The organism is Phyllobacterium sp. 22229 (genome assembly GCF_052056495.1).
Classification (GTDB): domain Bacteria; phylum Pseudomonadota; class Alphaproteobacteria; order Rhizobiales; family Rhizobiaceae; genus Phyllobacterium; species Phyllobacterium myrsinacearum.
On the sequence record NZ_JBQEPA010000036.1, the window covers coordinates 18,079 to 35,427 of the forward strand.

Consider the following 17,349-nt stretch of genomic DNA (forward strand, 5'->3'; position numbering starts at 1 on the left):
GTAATCCTAAAGCTGTATCCAGGCTGTTTTCAGATCGGTGTATTTGTCGAGCGCACGCAGCCGGTCTCCGGCTGGCGCGCTGCTCCTGGAAAAGCAGCTAAGGTCTGTTCATGAGACGCGCCAGTTTGAGAATCTCATCCTTTCCCAGATAATGCGGCCCGTCGAAAAGATAGATGTCGTACCCTTGCATGGCCGCGATTTGCGGTAGCAGTTCTTCCGCCGTCGCCGCCCGAAATTTCCCGCCAGACAATGGCCGGAAGGCTTCCACAATCACTTTGACCCGTTCGCGGCCCAGGGTCTTTTCAAGAACATCCGCATATTTCCGCGCTGTCGCCGGGCTGCGCGCTTCCACGCCGACACCATCCTGAAGGAAAACCCCGACGTCGCGGGGAAGCCAGCTTTCCAGCCAGTTTGCCAATGGCCGGGCTCCAATATTGGCGCTGTCATAAACACTGATCCAGAGCGGACGCGGCAGCAGTGCCAGCGCCGCTTTCATTGTTTCCGGGGCCTCTTTCCACGTGGGGTCCACCTCCACGGGGAAATAATATCCCCCGATGCTGAGGGGCAGGGAAGTCTTCGCCAATGCGGCGGATTCCCTTGCCAGCGGCAGGGCATTCTCCCGCGCCCGCTTCTCATCGAAATGACCAGCCAACCCCAGGATGACATGTTTTGCCCAGGGTTCGCGGGAAATCCGCAGCCAATCGGGTTGTTTCATTCCGGCTTGGCCCTTGCCCGCAAAGCTGACATCATCCACCCTGCTCCACTGGATGAGCAGATGATCGGCACCCAGTTCCTGCCAGTTTCCGGCAATATCGACAGTGGCATTGTCGACCTGCCAGACGATGCCTGAAACGGAAAGGCCGCCACGCCACCATCGCTCTGCAAGCATGTTGCCTCCGGAAAGCCAGACAATCAGTCCGAGCATGGCAGCGATGAGCAGCCAGATGGCCGTGCGGATGAGATAGCCGGGCATCAATAAGCCACGCTCAGCCCGGCAAAGACCCCTCCAGCCCGGTCATCGCCCGCCACCCTGACCCGATATTGCACGGTGAGGTCGACATAGGACATCGGCGCCCGGTATTTGTCTTCACGAAACCAGTAACGCGCATTGAGACCCGGGCCGGCACCCAGCGCGAATTCATTGGCAAGATCGCTGTCGAAATTTGCCGCGACCGCCACGAAGGGGGTCAGCACCAGATGATCGTCGATCGAATCCATGCGGAAACTGCGGCCGAGCCGGGCCTCGCCATTGGCGATATTCTGGCCCGACTCTACATAGCGGCCGGCCTCCGCGTAATATTGCCCGGTCCACCAGGCAGGCACGTCCACCCGCAAATCCGTACCAAAACCGTCCGAAATCGCCGCGCGCAAGAGCGTGTCGTTGCGGCTGTACTTGCCGATCTTGAACAGCTTGCTTGCCTCCAGCACGAAGTTGTAGCGGCTGAACGGCTTCCAGCGCGCGCCGACACTGCCCTGCGTGGTGGAAAAACCAGTGGGGCCGTTCAGTGAATCCGTCAGCGTCGTGAACTGCCGGGCGAAAAACTCAAAAGTCGCCCCATCCCGATAGCCGATAACCGGGGGCCGCCAATACACTTCCGAACCCAGCTGCAGAATGCGGCCGCTGTTGCTCAATGGCTGGAATGTGCCATTGGATACACCGCTGCTGCCATAGCTCAGCGTCGAATAGGCCCCGAATTCCCGGGTGAGATCAGCAGTTTCGCGCCGCAATCCGAACAGCGCCTGCGGCTGGAGATTGAATTCCCCCTGCTCCTGCGCATCGATGGCTTGATGCAGTAGGGAAACCGCTTCTTCATTGCTATTGACACGGCGGGCGGCATAGGCCGCATCAATGAGCTGGGAACCATGCAGCTCTCCTTTGCGCTTCGCCAGTTGAAAGGCCTCATGGGCCGTCGCGTCGTCACCCGCCTGCGTGGCAAGATAACCAAGACTGACGGTGTTGAGCGTTGCGAACTGTCCCGCAGCCCTTGATGCCGCAAACAGTCTGGCTGCTTCCCTCTTCTTGTTTTCAGCATTGAGCAAGCCAATCCTGGAGGCAGCCACTTCATCGCGCTCCGGCGATGTTGCTGCCATCTGCTGCGCCCGCGCCAGGGCAGCTTCTGCGCCCGCGAAATCCTTCATGAGCTGCAACGCGCGGCCACGCCGGATCCAGACGGCATATTCTGCCAAAGCGCCAAAGGGCTGCAATGCGGCAAAGGCCGCTTCCGGATGGGAGGACGCCAGCGCTGCATCGGCAAGGGCGAGGCGCAGGAACCGCTTGCTGTCTTTGCTGCCTGGAAGCTGCAAGGCCGCGCTGAAGTCATCAAAAGCGCCCTTCTGGTCACCCAGCCCCGCCTTCAGGACGCCGCGTTGCCGCAGCAGATCGGACGTGCGCCCGAAACGGCTTATGGCTCGACCGGTTTCGACAAGTGCGTCGGATTGCCTCCTGTTCTGTACCAATGTCTGAATGAGCAGGAGACGGAAATTGCGATTGTCCGGCGCCCGCCTGACCGCTTCGCGCGCGAAGCCGAGCGCTTCGCCATAGCGCTGCCTGCGGATTGCCGCATAGGCGGCATTGGCCGCCCGATCCGCGGGGGGCTGTACCGATGCCTGTGCCGCGGATGTGTCGAGCGCGCGCTGACGGATCGCCAGTTTCTGTGCCGCAAGCGCATTGGCAAGTAGCGTGTGATAGGCCGCATTGGACGGATCAAGGTCAACCGCTTCCCGGGCCTTGCTGACGGCCGTGTCATAGTCGCGGCGATCATAGGCGCGATAGGCGGCATCGGCAGCCTGGTACGCCGGCGTCGCTTGCGACGGCGCGCCGCTTCCCTGCGCCGGAGATGCGTTTACCGGCGGCTCGGACGGCTTTTTGTCCGTAACCGCCAAATTCTTCAGCGCCGCGCGGGATGCGGGAGACAAGAGAGGGTCGTCTGCCGCCTGCAGCGCTTCCCTTCGCGCATCCTCACTCTGCCCGGCTGCCGCCAGGGCCTGCACCAGCAGCGTGCGCAAGCGCCCCACATCGGGCCGTTGGCGGATGGCCTCGCGAACCCGTGCAGCGGCAACGCCATAATCGTGGCGGGCGAAGGCATCGTAGGCTTCTTTGGCAATCTCATAGGCAGGACCGGTCAACGGCAGTTCGTCTTCGGTGCTGCCCGCTTGCGGCACATTGTTCCCAATGCCTTCGCCCGCAGTCTGCGCACGTGCCGGCAGGGTTGCAGCCGTGCCTTGAAGGAGCGCCAGCAGCAAAGCCAGACCACAGGAATGGAGCCTCGTTCTGTACTGACTCCCGGAGAGACCGAAGGTAGCTGCAGTCCTTCCCATCAGCGCTTTTCCTCCACCGGTCCCGCATGCCCTCGCGCTGCGCGCTGCTGTTGTTCCCTCAATGCCCATTGCAGCGCATCTTCCGAAATGATGTTCTGTGTCACGAGGTAGCTGCCCACCAATCCATCCCGTTCCGGCGAATATTTCATCATCGCCTGTTCAAAAGCCGGCCGCGAAACATCCCCACGTTCAACCAGCAAATCGCCAAGGAGCGGAACATTGGCATCGAAATGCCGGGCCCCCGACGCTCCGCCCCTGCTCTTCTCGGTGAGAAGACGCAAACCAGCCGCCACATCCCTGTCGCGCACGATGAACTGCTGCGGCATGTAACCCAAGGCCGCGCGGACCTGCTCCTGCGCAATGTCCTGCAACGGGGACGCCATTGCGAGGCGAATCGTGCCTTCATCACCGTCCGGCAATGCGAGAATGCGCCAACGGATGCTCAATTCAAGCGGAAGCTGGTCCTTTGCCGCAAGAATTTCTTCTTCACTGATCGAGGTCAGGTCCAGTCCGGCGTGAAAGGCAATCGCCTCGGCCAGAATATCTTCGGTAAGCCATCCCTCCTCGACCAGAATGCGGCCGAAGGGAGCATGCCGCACGCTTTGCTTGTCGAGCGCCGCCTGAAGATGTTTTTCATCGATCGCCTGCCAGGACACCAACAGTTCACCCAGCTTGCGGCGTTCCGAAACCAGGCCGTCGCTCGAGGGAAAGTCATGCATCGTCTTGTCCCAGACGAGACGTGTGCCCATGATAAGGTGCGACAGATACTGTTTCCACGCGCGCGACATCGCCATGAAGTTCACGAAATTGCCGACAACCATGCGCGGGATCGACAGGAGCCCGTGTTCCCAGCCAAAGGTGCGGGCGGTGAAATAGAACCGCTGTATGATGCGCAAGGTCAGCGCAATGGCATTCAGGCCCAGGAGAATGCCAATCCAGCTATTGGTGGCCATCAGCGGCGGATAGCTCTCCGCCAAAAAACCCGTCATGTAGGCGAACTGGAACAAAAGATATTGTGCGACAAGCACATAGGCGAAAATTGCCACGAATGCGGTCACAGCTCCCTTGCGGTCGCGCAGGAGAAAATAGCGGTCGGCAAGCGAGCCGTGCCAGCCGAAATAGGCCCACCCCTGAAAGCAGATACCCAGCGACCAGCGCGCTTTCTGGCGATAGGATGTGCGGAACGTATTGGGGAAATACTCGCGCACGCATAACGGCATCCGCACGACACTTTCCCTCGCCTTGCCATAGCCGAACCATGTCGCGCTCTTGATGCGATACTCGACCGGGAATCGTGCCAGAATGGAATGCATACCATGCGCGGCCAGCCGCACGCCGATATCGTAGTCTTCCGTCAGCGTCTGTGTATTGAAGGGCTGATTGTCCGTCTCGGCGGACAGTGTGAGAAGCGCGCGGCGGGAAAAACATGTGCCGACACCGGCCGACGGCACCGTCTTGGCCAGACTTTCCCGCACCACGAGATCCTTGCCGTGCCATTCGGCGAATTCGTCCATATAGACACCTGCGACAAGTTCGTACCAGTTCCGCTCCAGCGATGCGACGGGTATCTGGATCAGGTCCTTGCGGGGCAGGAGGTAGTTGAAGAACTGCAATTCCAGCGGATGCAGCACATCTTCACTGTCATGCAGCACCACGCCGGCATAGCTGATGTGCTGTTTCGCCTCCTGGGCGAAAATCGCCTGCACCACCCAGTTCAGGCAGTCAGCCTTGCAGGTCGGTCCGTTATGAGGCACCTCCACGCGCACGAGATGCTTGTACCGGCGGCGCATGCGCTCGACTTCGGTGATGGTGGCAGAGTCATTGCAATAGGTCCCGACAAAAATGGTGTAGGCCCTGTAGTCGAGCACTTTCACCATGTTCTCCAGCATGGAGGCGATCACGTCATATTCCAGCCAGGCCGGTATCATGATCGCGATGTGCTGCTCCGGCTTGAGACACAGCTGTTCGGGCAGCAATGGCTTGTAGTGCCGCTTCGCCGACAGGCCCCGCCGGATTTCGCGGAACCAGTACCATCCGTCGATGAAGAGGTCATCGATGCTGGAAAGAAGAATAATGACGGCAAATACAATGACGGAATATTCCAGCCACCGGTAATAGTCTGCCATCAGATAGGGCCAGTAGAGCGACATTCGGCGGGTGTGCCTTATGCCTGATCGCTACCCGCGCGCTTCCTTGCACGCTGTGCAAGAAGGAGCAGGAGGAGGAACGCCGCAATAATGATGACGGTAATCAGCCAGGAAAGATTGTGTGCCCAGAAATCGGGATCAAGGAGCTTGCTCCAGGTGAAGGGCTCATTGCTTGCCCCCTGACTGCCATCTTCGTTCAAATAGAGCGGAACACCACTGCTGCTGGTCGAAGCCAGGATTCCCTCCTGCCCCAGAACGGCGATATCCCCGCGGGCAAAGCGAAACGGGGCGTCGAATTGCGGCCCCTGGCCGATGGTCCGGTAGCTGATGCCGGGCTGTTTCATGTCCGTGACGGCCTGCAACACCGCGATGCGGTCAAGACCCGATACGTCGTAGAAAATATTGCCCTTCTTGTCCGCGATGGAGACCCGGTCTCCGGCCACCTTCACCGCTTCGGCAGCGCCGGCCATGGCGACGTCGAAGGCGAGAAACGGCTTTTGCGGCGTCAGGGATGCATTGGTGGCGCTGGCGCTGAAATCGGCACGCGCCGGCGATACTCCGGCCGCATCAGCCACATGGATTACAGCCGGCAGGGTTCTTGTCGCTATTGCCTGCCAGGCCTGCGGAACCATGACGACGGAATCGCCTGAGAGCTGGCTGACCATTCCGGAGAAGTCCTGGGCTGCCGGGGCGGATTTGAGCCATATCCGGCTGCCGGGCAGGACAGCGGCCGGAAAAGCCTGCGGCACTTCGCGGCAATTGTCGCTTGCCGGCTGGCGCTGGAACTGCACCCGCACCGTGTTGCGGGGCAAGAGGGTGTAGGATGGCACGGCCACGGAAATGCGTTCGGGTTTACCGTCGGCGGCGAGGCGCTTGGCGCCGAGGAGATAGTCATTGATGAATACGGAAGCCACCGGCGACGTGGCCGTTGCACCGGGTGCAGCGGCCACTTCGATATCCATGGTCGATGGTACCTTGCCGGCAAAAAGCCCTGCCCCCATGTCAAACGTCGTCGTCCAGTCACCGCGGGCGACAACATCGAGATTGCCCGCCGCCTGATCGATCGCACCGAGCGCGACACTGTCCGCGCCAATTTCGGGCTTGCCGACCGTATTGAGAACCAGGCGGCTTGCAAGAGCGGTGCGCCTCCACAGGGAATCGAAGAGGTTCGAAGCGGCGGCAGCGGCATCGGGGGCGACCGCAATGACCGGGCGGCCCGCCATTGTACGGATCTCTACAGCCTTGGGCCCGGCCGGTTGCAGCAGCGTATCATTGCGGGTCGAAAGCGCATCGAGCACTCCCGCGGCCGCGGGATCAGCCTTGGCCAATTCACCGGCCACCGCGTCAAGCGCCGCCTTGAACCCGGCGGCCAGCGCCGGATCGGCCACGGCAATATGGGCCCGCACTTGCGGTGCATTGAGAAGCAAAAGCGCTCCGACTTCCGCGTCGCTCGAAAGGGTGATTTTTCCGCCTTTAGCGAGCGCCGCAAACGCCGGAACGGCGGCAAGCGGCGCCGGAATGTCCAATCCCGTTACATCGACTTCACTGCCCGGCTTCGGCAGGACCACGATTTCAACGGCCTTACCCGCCCGTTCCAACGCCACGCCCAGACGCCAGGCAGCATCATAGCTGGCGTTTTCAAGCGTATCGGCAGCGATCAGCAGCAGCACCTTGCGTGGCAAGGCCGACCAGGCTCCGGCAATATCCTTCACGCCGGAAGGGTCGTAGCCATAGTCGAAATAGGAATCCGGCGATATCTGCAGCACATTGCCGATGGATCGTTCATCATCGCACAGGAAGCGTCCGGTGACGGACGACCATGCCAGTCCAAGCCGTACAAAGCCGGACGGACGCGGTGCGCCATCCACGCCGATGCGGATATTGGCATCGCCCGCGTCATCGGCCGGCGATCGCGCGGCAACAACATTGCCGTCGAGCGCCAGCGTATAGGTTGTTCGTCCGCCATCCGCACGCAGATAATGGCCGTTGATCACGAGACTTGGTTCGGCAAGGCTCACATTGGCAGGAACGGGAAGGTAGATTTCGCGCCGAGCATCGGTGGAACCGAGCACGACAGGCTGGGTCAGACCAAGATCTTTCAGGCTGATTCTTTCGCGGATCGTTGCGGCTCCGGCGAGCGACTTGACGGCATCGCCAATCTCGCCGGCATTGGCGCAACTGGCCGCAGCGCAGATCAGTGGTGACGACAGAATGATGCGGCGAAGACGAACCAAACAAACCATGATGAACCTGCTTAATTTGAACGTGCCAAACCGAATTCGTCATGCAGCGAATGGAACAACCGCCTTGCCTGCCAAGGCCGCGGCGATCCGCTTCGATGCCATGCCGTCGCCATAGGGATTGAGAATATGGGTAAAGCCGGAATAGTAGCCGGTATCATCCAGAAGGCGTTCCACCTCTCCCTTGATACGCACGACATCCGTGCCCACAAGCCGGACACCCCCAGCCGCCACAGCTTCCGGCCTTTCCGTGACGTCGCGCATGACCAGAACCGGCTTGCCCAATGAGGGAGCTTCTTCCTGCACGCCGCCGGAATCCGTCAGAACGATGTCGGCCTTGTTCATGAGATAGATGAATGACAAATATTCCTGCGGCTCGATCAAATGAATATTGTGCTGGCCGGATAGAAGCTCATGAACGGGGCCGCTTACGTTGGGATTGAGGTGAACCGGATAAACGATCTGCAGATCGCTGCGGCGCGCAAGTTCCGCCAGCGCCTTGCAGATGTTCAAAAAACCATCGCCAAAGCTCTCGCGGCGATGGCCGGTGACGAGAAGTATGCGGCGCGGGCCGTCCAGGAAGGAAAACTCCGCATCGAGCCGTGTTCTGATTTTCAGGTCGCTCCGGATACGGCCTGCCGTTTCCACCAATGCGTCGATGACCGTGTTGCCGGTGACCAGGATTTCGCCGCTCAACCGTTCCGCCTCCAAATTGTCGGCGCTTGTCGCCGTCGGAGCGAAGAGCTTTGCGGCGGCCACATCGATAACGCGGCGGTTGAACTCTTCCGGCCACGGCTTGGCGAGATCATAAGTGCGCAACCCCGCTTCCACATGGCCGATCTTGATATTGCGGTGAAAGGCGGCAAGGCTCGCGGCCATTGCCGTGGTGGTATCGCCATGCACGAGAACGTAGTCAGGCTGCACCTGTTCGAAAATGGCATCAAGTCCGGAGATGACTTTGCCGGCGAGACCATTCAACGTCTGATTGGGTGACATGACGGAAAGATCATAGTCCGGTGTGATGTCAAAGAGACTGAGAACCTGATCCAGCATCGTGCGGTGCTGACCGGTAACACAGGTTATGGAGTCAATATCTTCTTCAGCGGCAAGAGTTTTGACAACCGGTGCCATCTTGATCGCCTCGGGTCGGGTTCCGAACACCGATAAGACTCTCATGGATCAATCAACCTTTGTGTAGATTCGCTTGGTCCGTCCTTAGACATACCTTAATCTGATCAATCTACCAAGAGGCAGTGCCTATGGAGGCCTGCCGGCGGCGAACGGCGTATCATGCACGTTGCTGGCTGAAAGCACTCATCCGATCCAGCGCGACCGGCATCACTTGAGTTTGAAACCGAGAGATTTGACCACTTCCCTGAGCTTGTGCCGGTTCTTCAAGGCTTCCTTTGTGGCAATGCGCCGGCTCATTTGCTCGGTCCAGTCGATCTCCGGCATGCGCTGCATTCGTTGAAAGCCACGCAGCACATCATTGTAGCCGCTGAAATCCGGCCCGTCGTCACCGGAGCCATATTGCTCGCTGTGCAGAACAGCAGCCTGCGGCAGGCGGGGTTTGACGCCGGTCACATCGCTCGGATCCGGATAGCCCACCGTAAGTCCGAAAACCGGAAACACTTCGTCAGGCAGCGCCAGTTCCCGTGCCACGAAGCCCGGATCGTTCCGTATGGCGCCGATATAGCAGGTTCCAAGCCCCAGCGACTCCAGGACGGTGACGGCGTTCTGCGCGGCAAGAGCCGCATCGATGACACCAAGGAGAAAGCTCTCCAGATAGTCGAGGCCGTGCGATGTGGATTGTTGGCCACCGGCAATTCCACGCAACCGCGACAGGTCCGCCAGCCAGATGAGCAGCAGCGGTGCCTGCTCGATCTGTCGCTGACTGCCGGCGATCGCGTTGATCCTGGCTTTGCGCTGTTCGTCGGCCACGGCAACAACACTCCAGGCCTGGAGATTTGAGGAGCTGGGCGCCGATTGCGCGGCGGCTATCGCAAGCTCCAATGTCGCTGCCTCCACGGTCACAGGCAGGTAGGAACGCACGCTGCGGTGTGACAGGATCGTATCGATCGTATCCGTCCATGGGGTACCGGCAAGCTGAGGCTGTTCCGTGCCGTACCGGCGCTGAAGCAGCGAACCAAGGGCAACGTCATCATGTGGTTCGTTGCGATGAAGGGCCTGTCGAGACATGGGACTATCCTGTTGTAGAGCCAAAATTCAATGCGCCGTGACGCGCCAGCGCAGGAGATAGGCTTCACCGGCAGCAGCAAGCCGATTGAGGAGAAAGCCGACCAGGCCGAGGATGATGACGCCAACCATGACCAGAGCCATATCAAACCGCTCGCGTCCAGCAATAATCAATCCGCCGATGCCGGGGCCAACGGCAAGAAAATACTCGGCACCAACAGTTGCCAGCCAGGAATAGATCAGGCCGAGATGAACGCCAGTGGCGATCGACGGCATGGCGGCGGGCAGGAAGATGCGGGTGACACGCTGCACCGGTGTGAATTTCAACGCACGGCCAACCTCGATCAGATCGCCCGGCACATTACGCATTCCCTCATAGGTATTGAGAACAACCGGAATGAAGGCGGCAATGGCAACAAATACAATCTTGGCTTGTTCGCCGAACCCGAACCAGCTGGAAATCAGCGGTATCCAGGCCAGAAGGGATATTTGCTTGAACCCGTTGAACGAGGGGGTGGCAAGCGCATCGGCCCATCGCGACAACGCCAAAAGGGTGGCGAACACAACCCCGATGGCCGAACCGATGACGAACCCGGCGATGTTGCGGAACAGGCTGGCGGCAAGTTCACCGAACAGGTTGTTATCGACAAGTTCCCGCTTTGCCGTGAGGAAAACATCTTCCAGAGAGGGAAGAAAACGCGCATCGACCAAACCGCTGCGGCTTGCCGCCTCCCAAGAGATCAGCAGCAGCACAGGCAAGGTCAATCCGCGCCTGATCTTCACGGCATTCTGCGTGCGCAAGGTAGCCAGCACGCTCATGCCTCGCCTCTCTTCCAGCGCTGCAGATAGCTTTCGGCGAGATCAAATCCCTTGTCCATCACAAAGCCGACGATACCGATGACAATCATCGCCACGATCACCACATCGAGCCAGAACATCTGGCGTCCCCACACCAAAAGGTAGCCAAGCCCTTCCGACGATGCGAGCAGTTCCACGCCGACAAGCGCGGTCCACGAATGCGTCAGACCATAGCGCACGCCGGTAAAGATCGAGGGCGCAGCACCCGGCAGAACGATCAGGCGCAACGTCTGCAGGCGGCTGAATCGCAAGGCACGGCCGACTTCGACATAGTTTGCTGGAACCGAACGAATGCCGGCTGCGGTATTCATTGTCATCGGCACCAGCGCACCCTTGGCAATGACGATGATCTTCAAGGCCTCGCCGATACCGAAAATCAGCATCAACAGCGGAATCCACCCTAGGGTCGGGATCTGCGCAAAAGCCAGAAAGAGCGGCCGCACATAGTCATCGACGGTACGGGACAGCCCCATGGCCATGCCCAGGGATAATCCGGCCATCGCCCCGAACAGAAATCCGTAGACGACACGCCGCAGACTCATGCCCGCATGGTAGGCAATTTCGCCGGAGACAATCATTTCCACGGCGGTGGCATAGACATAGGCGGGCGATGGCAGGATCTGCTCGGGCAGCCAGCCGCGGCTTGACGCCAGCCACCAGTACAAAACCAGCATCACCGGCAGGATCAGGCCGATGGCGGCACGCCGCGCGCCGCGCCGGTTTGCCAACCCCTTCCATCCAACCGTCTTGTTGCTGCCGACAGCGCCAGTTGCGCTGCTGGCCATATTGGTAAAGCTGCTCATGCTACGGTCTGCCACCCAATGCTATGCCTGTTCAGGAACCGGCTGGCTTGCCGTCGGCACCATAGGCCTGCCAGAAATTCTGCAGCCCGAGTTTTTCAAGCGAGGCTTTCAGATATTTCGGCTCGAACCATCCATCCGTGCTCACCTCGCGGCGGATCAGCCCGAACGCCTTCGCCTTGACGCCCTGCTCCTGATATTGCGAGACGAGGAGACCGTCGATCAGCGGCGAATTGCGATAAGCGAGCGTATCGTTGCTGAAATAGTCTTCGAGAATGGGAACCGGTGTCCCCGATTTGTGCCAGAGCTCGAACAGCGCGGCACGGTTCGGCTCGTCGGATGACCATTGCGCTGCCTTGACGAACGCATCGACAACGCGCTGCGTGATCTCCGGGTGCTTTTCAATGAAATCCTGCCGCGCAATGATACCGGCATTGCGGCCATAGCGCGGATCCTGCCCTTTGGTCGTATAGATGACCTTGGCATTGCCCTTGGCCGCAAGATTGATCAGCTGCGTATCGCCGAAGGCGGCGTCGATATCCTGACTGGTCAGCGCAGCGACTGTACCGGCGCTGTCGAGATTGATGACCTGGATATCCTTTTCCGTCAGGCCATTGGCCTCCAGGATCTTGATCGCCGAGAGATGGCCATTGGTGCCACGCTGATAGGCAACCTTCTTGCCTTTCAAATCCGCAACCGACTTGATATCGGCGTCCTTGGCCACGGCGAGGTAAAGCGGCTTGCGCGCCCCGCTGGCCAGGAGAAATCTGGTCTTCAGACCGTTCGCCCGGCCGATCAGCGCCGGAAGATCGCCCTGATAGGCGAAGTCAAGCTGATCATTGCTGAACCCCTCATTGACGGCGGGTCCGGCCCCCTTGAAGAAGAACCATTCGATCTTGATGTTGGGATCGTTGGCGAATTCCTTTTCAAGATATTCGCCAGCCCGCGCCGTTGCAGCCGATGTGCCCTCGGCGAAGGGCCGGTTGTCGACGCCGATGGCCGCGTAGCCGACATGGATCGTCAAAGGCTCGGCCGCACGTGCGGGCGCCGCCAGAAGGGAAACGGTGAAGACGGCAAGAGCCGTCCGCCGCAAAATCGTTGAGAACATCAATTCATATCTCCGTTGTGGAAAAAGCCGGCTGTGCTGGTTTGGTGCGATGCGCGGCATGAATGGGGTTGGCGGACGCGGCGGGTCGCCTTGCGGCAGACGGCCGGGTGACCGGCTTCGGCGCTTCGCCGGTCGTGCCGTTGAGAATATCGAGCACCTCGTTGCGGATGGCGGCGAGCTCAGGGGATGTACGCTCGCGCGGATGCGGTAAATCCACCGGTACAATCTGCCGGATCCTGCCCGGGCGCGGCGACATGATCACCACCCGGTCTCCCAGATAGACGGCCTCATCGACATCATGGGTCACCAGCACCATGGTGATCCTTTCCGCGGCCCAGATCTGCTGCAGCTCGCCTTGCAGCCTTGCCTTGGTAATGGCATCCAGCGCTCCGAAGGGTTCATCCAGGAACAGTACATCCGGCCGGTTGACGAGACCGCGGGCAATCCCGGCACGTTGCGCCATGCCGCCGGACAGTTGATGCGGATAGGCTTTTTCAAAACCCGACAGGCCCACAAGGGCGATCTGCTCACTCACCAGCTCGCGCTTTTCCGCCTTGGAAAAAGCCGCATTCTCCAGCCCGAGCGAAACATTGCGCTCGACGGTCAGCCACGGGAAAAGCCTCGGCTCCTGAAAAACGATCCCCCGGTCAAGGCTGGGGCCGTCAACGCGCCGTCCTCCATGCTCGATCACGCCGTCATGGTCGACATCAAGGCCTGCACCGAGGCGCAGCAGGGTGGACTTGCCGCAGCCGCTCGCCCCGACAATGGTTACGAACTCACCCGCCTTGATATCAAGACTGACATCGTCAAGCGCGGTGAGCGCCGTGCCATTGACGTTGAATCGCCGGGTGACATTGCGGATTTTCAGATGAGCAGGGCTGGTCATGACGCCACCTCTTTCGCTGTCAATCGTTTCATTCGGCGGCAACGGCCGCATGCGCCGGATGCAGCGGCTCGCGCAGTCCGAGATGACTGCGCAAGGTGCGGCCAGCATAGTCCGTGCGGAACAGGCCGCGGCGGCGCAGCTCCGGAACGATGTGTTCGACAAAGTCCGTAAGGCCGGCCGGCAGATGCGGCGGCATGACGTTGAAGCCGTCGGCAGCGCCGGTGATGAACCACTCTTCCATCTGGTCGACGATCTGTTCGGGTGTTCCGACAATCTGCCAATGACCGCGCGCGCCTGCCACGCGCAGATACAACTGGCGGATGGTCAGGTTTTCCCGGCGGGCCAGATCAACCAGCAGCTTCTGCCTGCTCTTGCTGCCATTGGTTTCCGTGACCTCTGGAATGGGTCCGTCCAGCGGATATGCCGACAGATCGACATCGCCCGCCATTCCGTTCAGCAGCGATAGTCCCACCGCGGGATGAATGAGTTCCTGGATCTGTTCGAATTTTTCCCGTGCTTCAGACTCAGTCTTGCCGATGACCGGGAAAATACCCGGCATGATCTTCAGAGCGTCAGGCGAACGGCCAAAACGGGCAAGCCTGCCCTTGACGTCGCTGTAGAAGGCGCGCGCATCCTCGATCGTCTGGTGAGCCGTGAATATGACTTCAGCCGTGCGGGCGGCAAGATCCTTGCCCGGTTCCGACGAACCCGCCTGCACGATGACCGGATGACCCTGCGGCGCGCGCGCGACGTTGAGCGGCCCGCGAACCTTGAAGTGCTTGCCGCGGTGATTGAGCAGATGCTGCTTGGCTGGATCGTAGTAGATGCCACTATCCTTATCGCGCAGGAATGCGTCCTCTTCCCAGGTATCCCAGAGCCCGCGCACGACATCGGCAAATTCCTCGGCGCGCTCATAGCGCTCGGCATGGGCAACATGATGGTCACGGTTGAAATTCTGCGCTTCATCTTCGCTCGCCGAGGTCACAAGATTCCAGCCGGCACGGCCTGCGCTGATATGATCAAGCGAAGCAAACTTCCGGGCAATGTGATAGGGTTCGTTATAGGTGGTGGAAGCCGTCGCGACGAAGCCGACCCGCTCGGTCAGGGCTGCGAGCGCCGAGAGAAGCGTCAGCGGTTCGAACTGCGCGACGTAACGGATAGCTGTGCGGCTGAGCGCTTCGGTGTCCGTCCCGCGCGTACCGACACCATCGGCCATGAAGATCAGGTCGAACTTGGCTGCTTCCGCGATCCGCGCCAGCTCCGCATAATGTGCAAAGTTCGACCCGGCATCGGCCTGTGCCTGCGGGTGCCGCCAGGCGGCGATATGGTGCCCTGTCGGATAGAGAAAGGCCCCCAAACTCAATTGGTCTGTCCGTCTGGTCATGGATGCTCCAGGATCAAGAATGAAGCTGGAAGCCTAACCGCCGCGTTTTAATCTCGACAGAAATGGTATTCTTTAAATCAGGAGGTTTCGGGTTTATTGTGCCGATGCGGTAAAAACCCCAGAGAAATTCCAGCCGGTATCGTTCAGTCGGCAACCGCCTTCATGGCGCGCTCGCCGGCAAGTTGGAGTGCACTGCCGGTTGCACGCTGGTCGAATGATCGCCGCGCCTGTTCAACCTCGTGTTCATGCTCCAGCGCCCAGGTGCATAAAGCTCCAAATGGTTCCTTCAGCGTGTGGCCGAGCGGCGTGACACTGTATTCCACGGCAACCGGAGAGATGGGAATGACACGCCGCAATACCATTCCATTTCGTTCCAATCGCCGCAGAGCTTCGGCGAGTGCCTTCTGTGTGATGCCGTCGATGCGGCGCTTTATTTCGTTGAAACGCAGGGGATTGCCACAGAGCAACGACAGAATGAGCACAGACCATTTGTCCGCGATCTGATCGAGCAGAAGGCGGCTGGAACCGTGAACCGTGCACACCGTGTTTCGATTCTCGGTCATGGTGGTTTCCTCCTGTATACCTGATCTACAATAAGTGCCTTATTGACACTAGGTTTACAATATATACCTCAGTACTTCAACACAACCGGAGTACCTATCAATGTCTGCACCGCACGTGGCTGCTCTCTTCAAGCCATTCAAGATCAAATCACTGGAACTTCAGAACCGCATCGTCATGGCGCCGATGACGCGCACATTTTCCCCCGGCGGCGTCCCCGGCGACAATGTGGCCGCCTATTATCGCCGCCGTGCTGAAGGCGAAGTGGGACTGATCCTGTCGGAGGGAACGGTGATTGACCGCCCCGCCTCCAAAAACCACCCGGATATTCCATTCTTTCATGGCAAAGCGGCCTTGGACGGATGGGCGCACGTCATCGAAGAAGTGCACGCTGCAGGCGGCAAAATGGGACCGCAGATCTGGCACACCGGATCAACGTCTCATCCGACGACGGACTGGCGTCCGCCATCACCGGTTGAAAGCCCCTCCGGTCTTGTCGGTCCCGGTGAACCGCGCGGCAATGCCATGACGGACGAAGACATTGCCGATACCATCGCTGCGTTCGCGCGGGCAGCCGCCGACGCCAAACGGCTGGGTTTTGATGTGGTCGAAATCCATGGGGCGCACGGCTATCTCATAGACCAGTTCTTCTGGGCAGGAAGCAATAAGCGAACGGATCATTTTGGCGGAGCGACGCTCAAGGAAAGGGCACGATTTGCGGCCGAGGTCGTCAAGGCTGTCCGCAATGCTGTTGGCCCTGATTTCCCTGTTCTCCTGCGCATCAGCCAATGGAAGCAGCAGGATTACAGCTACCGGTTGGCGGAAACGCCGGACGAGATGGCCGATTGGCTCGTGCCCCTTGCCGAGGCAGGCGTGGACATCTTTCACGCTTCGCAGCGGCGGTTCTGGGAGCCCGAGTTTCCGCAAATCGACGGCGACGAGGGCCTGAACTTTGCAGGCTGGGCAAAGAAACTGACGGGCGCAGCCACCATCAGTGTGGGATCCGTGGGATTATCAGGTGAATTCCTGGCTGCTTTCGGCGGTGAAAGCTCCCAGCCCGAGAGCCTGGACAAACTGGTGCGCCGTCTGGAACGCGAAGAGTTTGACCTGATCGCCGTGGGCCGCGCCCTTTTGAACGATCCCTTGTGGATCAGAAAAGTTCGCGATGGCGACACGCAGAACCTGAAAAGCTTTAGCCCCGCCGCAATGCTGGAACTGGCATAAGCCACCAGCCACACCAATCATCAAAGCCATGACGCAAACGCGTCATGGCTTTGACAGCCGGTTGAGATCGAGGGCCTCGCTCAGGCACATGACGACACTGTGAAATTGTCTGGCGCCCCAACGTGTCTGGTTTCCCTCACTGTGAATGTTTTGACTTATCCACTCGGTTCTTGGGTGAGCGGAGACCTCAACGAACTTTGGTCTGTCGAGACTATTCCATTGTTTTTGTTGTGAACTTCGCCTTATTACGCAATTAGATCAGCCTTAGCTTCTTCATTGCTGACTGAGATTGTGGTGAGAGGCTCGTGGATAAGTCTGGAACTATCCAGGTTTGCGTTCCCGTCCGGCCTGACTGGCACTGTGGCCGTCCATCTATCCGTTCATCGCGGTATTCATGGCTTTGGCTGGCTGTACAGCATTGGTTTTGATGGGTTTTCTGGCGTCCCCTGCCCTCTCGGCCTTAACTCTTGATGCGCACCCTCGGGCCTGTTTTGCTCTTATCGGCGTTTTTAACTGTTCGTTTTCTTCTGTCTTGCGAGTTTGTACATGGCGGGTTTTCCGGCGGTGTCACCGCTGTTTGCCGGCCAAGCGGCGCGGTTTGGCCCATGCGATCACGCCCCTGCAACC

Annotated in this window: 13 protein-coding genes; 1 reads left to right on the plus strand and 12 read right to left on the minus strand. The window is 59.6% G+C overall.

What is annotated here, in order from left to right:
* Positions 1-97: 97 nt before the first annotated feature.
* The 12 genes from ACTJJ7_RS27055 to ACTJJ7_RS27110 all read right to left on the minus strand — a co-directional run bounded on the left by ACTJJ7_RS27055 (position 98) and on the right by ACTJJ7_RS27110 (position 15,500).
* A complete protein-coding gene (locus ACTJJ7_RS27055) occupies positions 98-973 on the minus strand; it encodes a hypothetical protein (RefSeq protein WP_440969398.1) in 876 nt (291 codons plus the stop codon).
* The gene (locus tag ACTJJ7_RS27060; protein ID WP_440969399.1) at positions 973-3,318 is read right to left on the minus strand and encodes an NfrA family protein; all 2,346 of its coding nucleotides are present in this window, start codon (positions 3,316-3,318) and stop codon (positions 973-975) included. The genes ACTJJ7_RS27055 and ACTJJ7_RS27060 overlap by 1 nt, the downstream gene beginning before the upstream one ends.
* Complete coding sequence (locus tag ACTJJ7_RS27065; protein ID WP_440969400.1) at positions 3,318-5,468, minus strand: glycosyl transferase family protein; 2,151 nt, start codon at positions 5,466-5,468, stop codon at positions 3,318-3,320. The genes ACTJJ7_RS27060 and ACTJJ7_RS27065 overlap by 1 nt, the downstream gene beginning before the upstream one ends.
* A gap of 14 nt (positions 5,469-5,482) precedes the next feature.
* Positions 5,483-7,708: a hypothetical protein gene (locus ACTJJ7_RS27070; protein WP_440969401.1), complete on the minus strand. Its 2,226-nt coding sequence runs from the start codon at positions 7,706-7,708 to the stop codon at positions 5,483-5,485.
* Between the two features lie 39 nt (positions 7,709-7,747).
* Positions 7,748-8,881, minus strand: coding sequence for a non-hydrolyzing UDP-N-acetylglucosamine 2-epimerase (gene wecB / locus ACTJJ7_RS27075; RefSeq protein ID WP_105735360.1), 1,134 nt, complete (start codon positions 8,879-8,881; stop codon positions 7,748-7,750).
* Positions 8,882-9,043: 162 nt separating this feature from the next.
* Complete coding sequence (locus ACTJJ7_RS27080) at positions 9,044-9,904, minus strand: NADPH-dependent oxidoreductase (RefSeq protein ID WP_440969402.1); 861 nt, start codon at positions 9,902-9,904, stop codon at positions 9,044-9,046.
* A 27-nt stretch (positions 9,905-9,931) separates the two neighbouring features.
* Positions 9,932-10,720 carry an ABC transporter permease gene (locus tag ACTJJ7_RS27085; RefSeq protein WP_440969403.1) on the minus strand — a complete coding sequence of 263 codons (789 nt, stop codon included), beginning with the start codon at positions 10,718-10,720 and terminating at the stop codon, positions 9,932-9,934.
* Positions 10,717-11,562: an ABC transporter permease gene (locus ACTJJ7_RS27090; protein WP_440969404.1), complete on the minus strand. Its 846-nt coding sequence runs from the start codon at positions 11,560-11,562 to the stop codon at positions 10,717-10,719. Before ACTJJ7_RS27090 ends, ACTJJ7_RS27085 begins: the two co-directional genes overlap by 4 nt.
* A 31-nt stretch (positions 11,563-11,593) precedes the next feature.
* A complete protein-coding gene (locus tag ACTJJ7_RS27095; protein ID WP_130273085.1) occupies positions 11,594-12,667 on the minus strand; it encodes an ABC transporter substrate-binding protein in 1,074 nt (357 codons plus the stop codon).
* Between the two features lie 4 nt (positions 12,668-12,671).
* On the minus strand, positions 12,672-13,553 hold the full coding sequence (locus tag ACTJJ7_RS27100) for an ABC transporter ATP-binding protein (protein WP_440969405.1): 882 nt from the start codon (positions 13,551-13,553) through the stop codon (positions 12,672-12,674).
* A gap of 28 nt (positions 13,554-13,581) precedes the next feature.
* Positions 13,582-14,937, minus strand: a complete 1,356-nt coding sequence (locus ACTJJ7_RS27105; protein WP_105735363.1) for an LLM class flavin-dependent oxidoreductase — start codon at positions 14,935-14,937, stop codon at positions 13,582-13,584.
* Positions 14,938-15,080: 143 nt separating this feature from the next.
* On the minus strand, positions 15,081-15,500 hold the full coding sequence (locus ACTJJ7_RS27110; RefSeq protein ID WP_130273087.1) for a winged helix-turn-helix transcriptional regulator: 420 nt from the start codon (positions 15,498-15,500) through the stop codon (positions 15,081-15,083).
* A 100-nt stretch (positions 15,501-15,600) separates the two neighbouring features.
* On the opposite strand from ACTJJ7_RS27110, the gene ACTJJ7_RS27115 reads away from it, so the two are divergent.
* Positions 15,601-16,722, plus strand: coding sequence for an NADH:flavin oxidoreductase (locus tag ACTJJ7_RS27115; RefSeq protein ID WP_440969406.1), 1,122 nt, complete (start codon positions 15,601-15,603; stop codon positions 16,720-16,722).
* Positions 16,723-17,349 lie beyond the last annotated feature (627 nt).

Excerpts from the sequence above, each read along its gene's own strand:
- ACTJJ7_RS27115 (WP_440969406.1), top strand. The coding sequence starts at position 15,601 with ATGTCTGCACCGCACGTGGCTGCTCTCTTCAAGCCATTCAAGATCAAA.
- wecB (WP_105735360.1), bottom strand. The coding sequence starts at position 8,881 with ATGAGAGTCTTATCGGTGTTCGGAACCCGACCCGAGGCGATCAAGATG.
- ACTJJ7_RS27090 (WP_440969404.1), bottom strand. The coding sequence starts at position 11,562 with ATGAGCAGCTTTACCAATATGGCCAGCAGCGCAACTGGCGCTGTCGGC.
- ACTJJ7_RS27060 (WP_440969399.1), bottom strand. The coding sequence starts at position 3,318 with ATGGGAAGGACTGCAGCTACCTTCGGTCTCTCCGGGAGTCAGTACAGA.
- ACTJJ7_RS27110 (WP_130273087.1), bottom strand. The coding sequence starts at position 15,500 with ATGACCGAGAATCGAAACACGGTGTGCACGGTTCACGGTTCCAGCCGC.
- ACTJJ7_RS27080 (WP_440969402.1), bottom strand. The coding sequence starts at position 9,904 with ATGTCTCGACAGGCCCTTCATCGCAACGAACCACATGATGACGTTGCC.
- ACTJJ7_RS27070 (WP_440969401.1), bottom strand. The coding sequence starts at position 7,708 with ATGGTTTGTTTGGTTCGTCTTCGCCGCATCATTCTGTCGTCACCACTG.
- ACTJJ7_RS27095 (WP_130273085.1), bottom strand. The coding sequence starts at position 12,667 with ATGTTCTCAACGATTTTGCGGCGGACGGCTCTTGCCGTCTTCACCGTT.
- ACTJJ7_RS27065 (WP_440969400.1), bottom strand. The coding sequence starts at position 5,468 with ATGTCGCTCTACTGGCCCTATCTGATGGCAGACTATTACCGGTGGCTG.
- ACTJJ7_RS27105 (WP_105735363.1), bottom strand. The coding sequence starts at position 14,937 with ATGACCAGACGGACAGACCAATTGAGTTTGGGGGCCTTTCTCTATCCG.
- ACTJJ7_RS27085 (WP_440969403.1), bottom strand. The coding sequence starts at position 10,720 with ATGAGCGTGCTGGCTACCTTGCGCACGCAGAATGCCGTGAAGATCAGG.
- ACTJJ7_RS27100 (WP_440969405.1), bottom strand. The coding sequence starts at position 13,553 with ATGACCAGCCCTGCTCATCTGAAAATCCGCAATGTCACCCGGCGATTC.
- ACTJJ7_RS27055 (WP_440969398.1), bottom strand. The coding sequence starts at position 973 with ATGCCCGGCTATCTCATCCGCACGGCCATCTGGCTGCTCATCGCTGCC.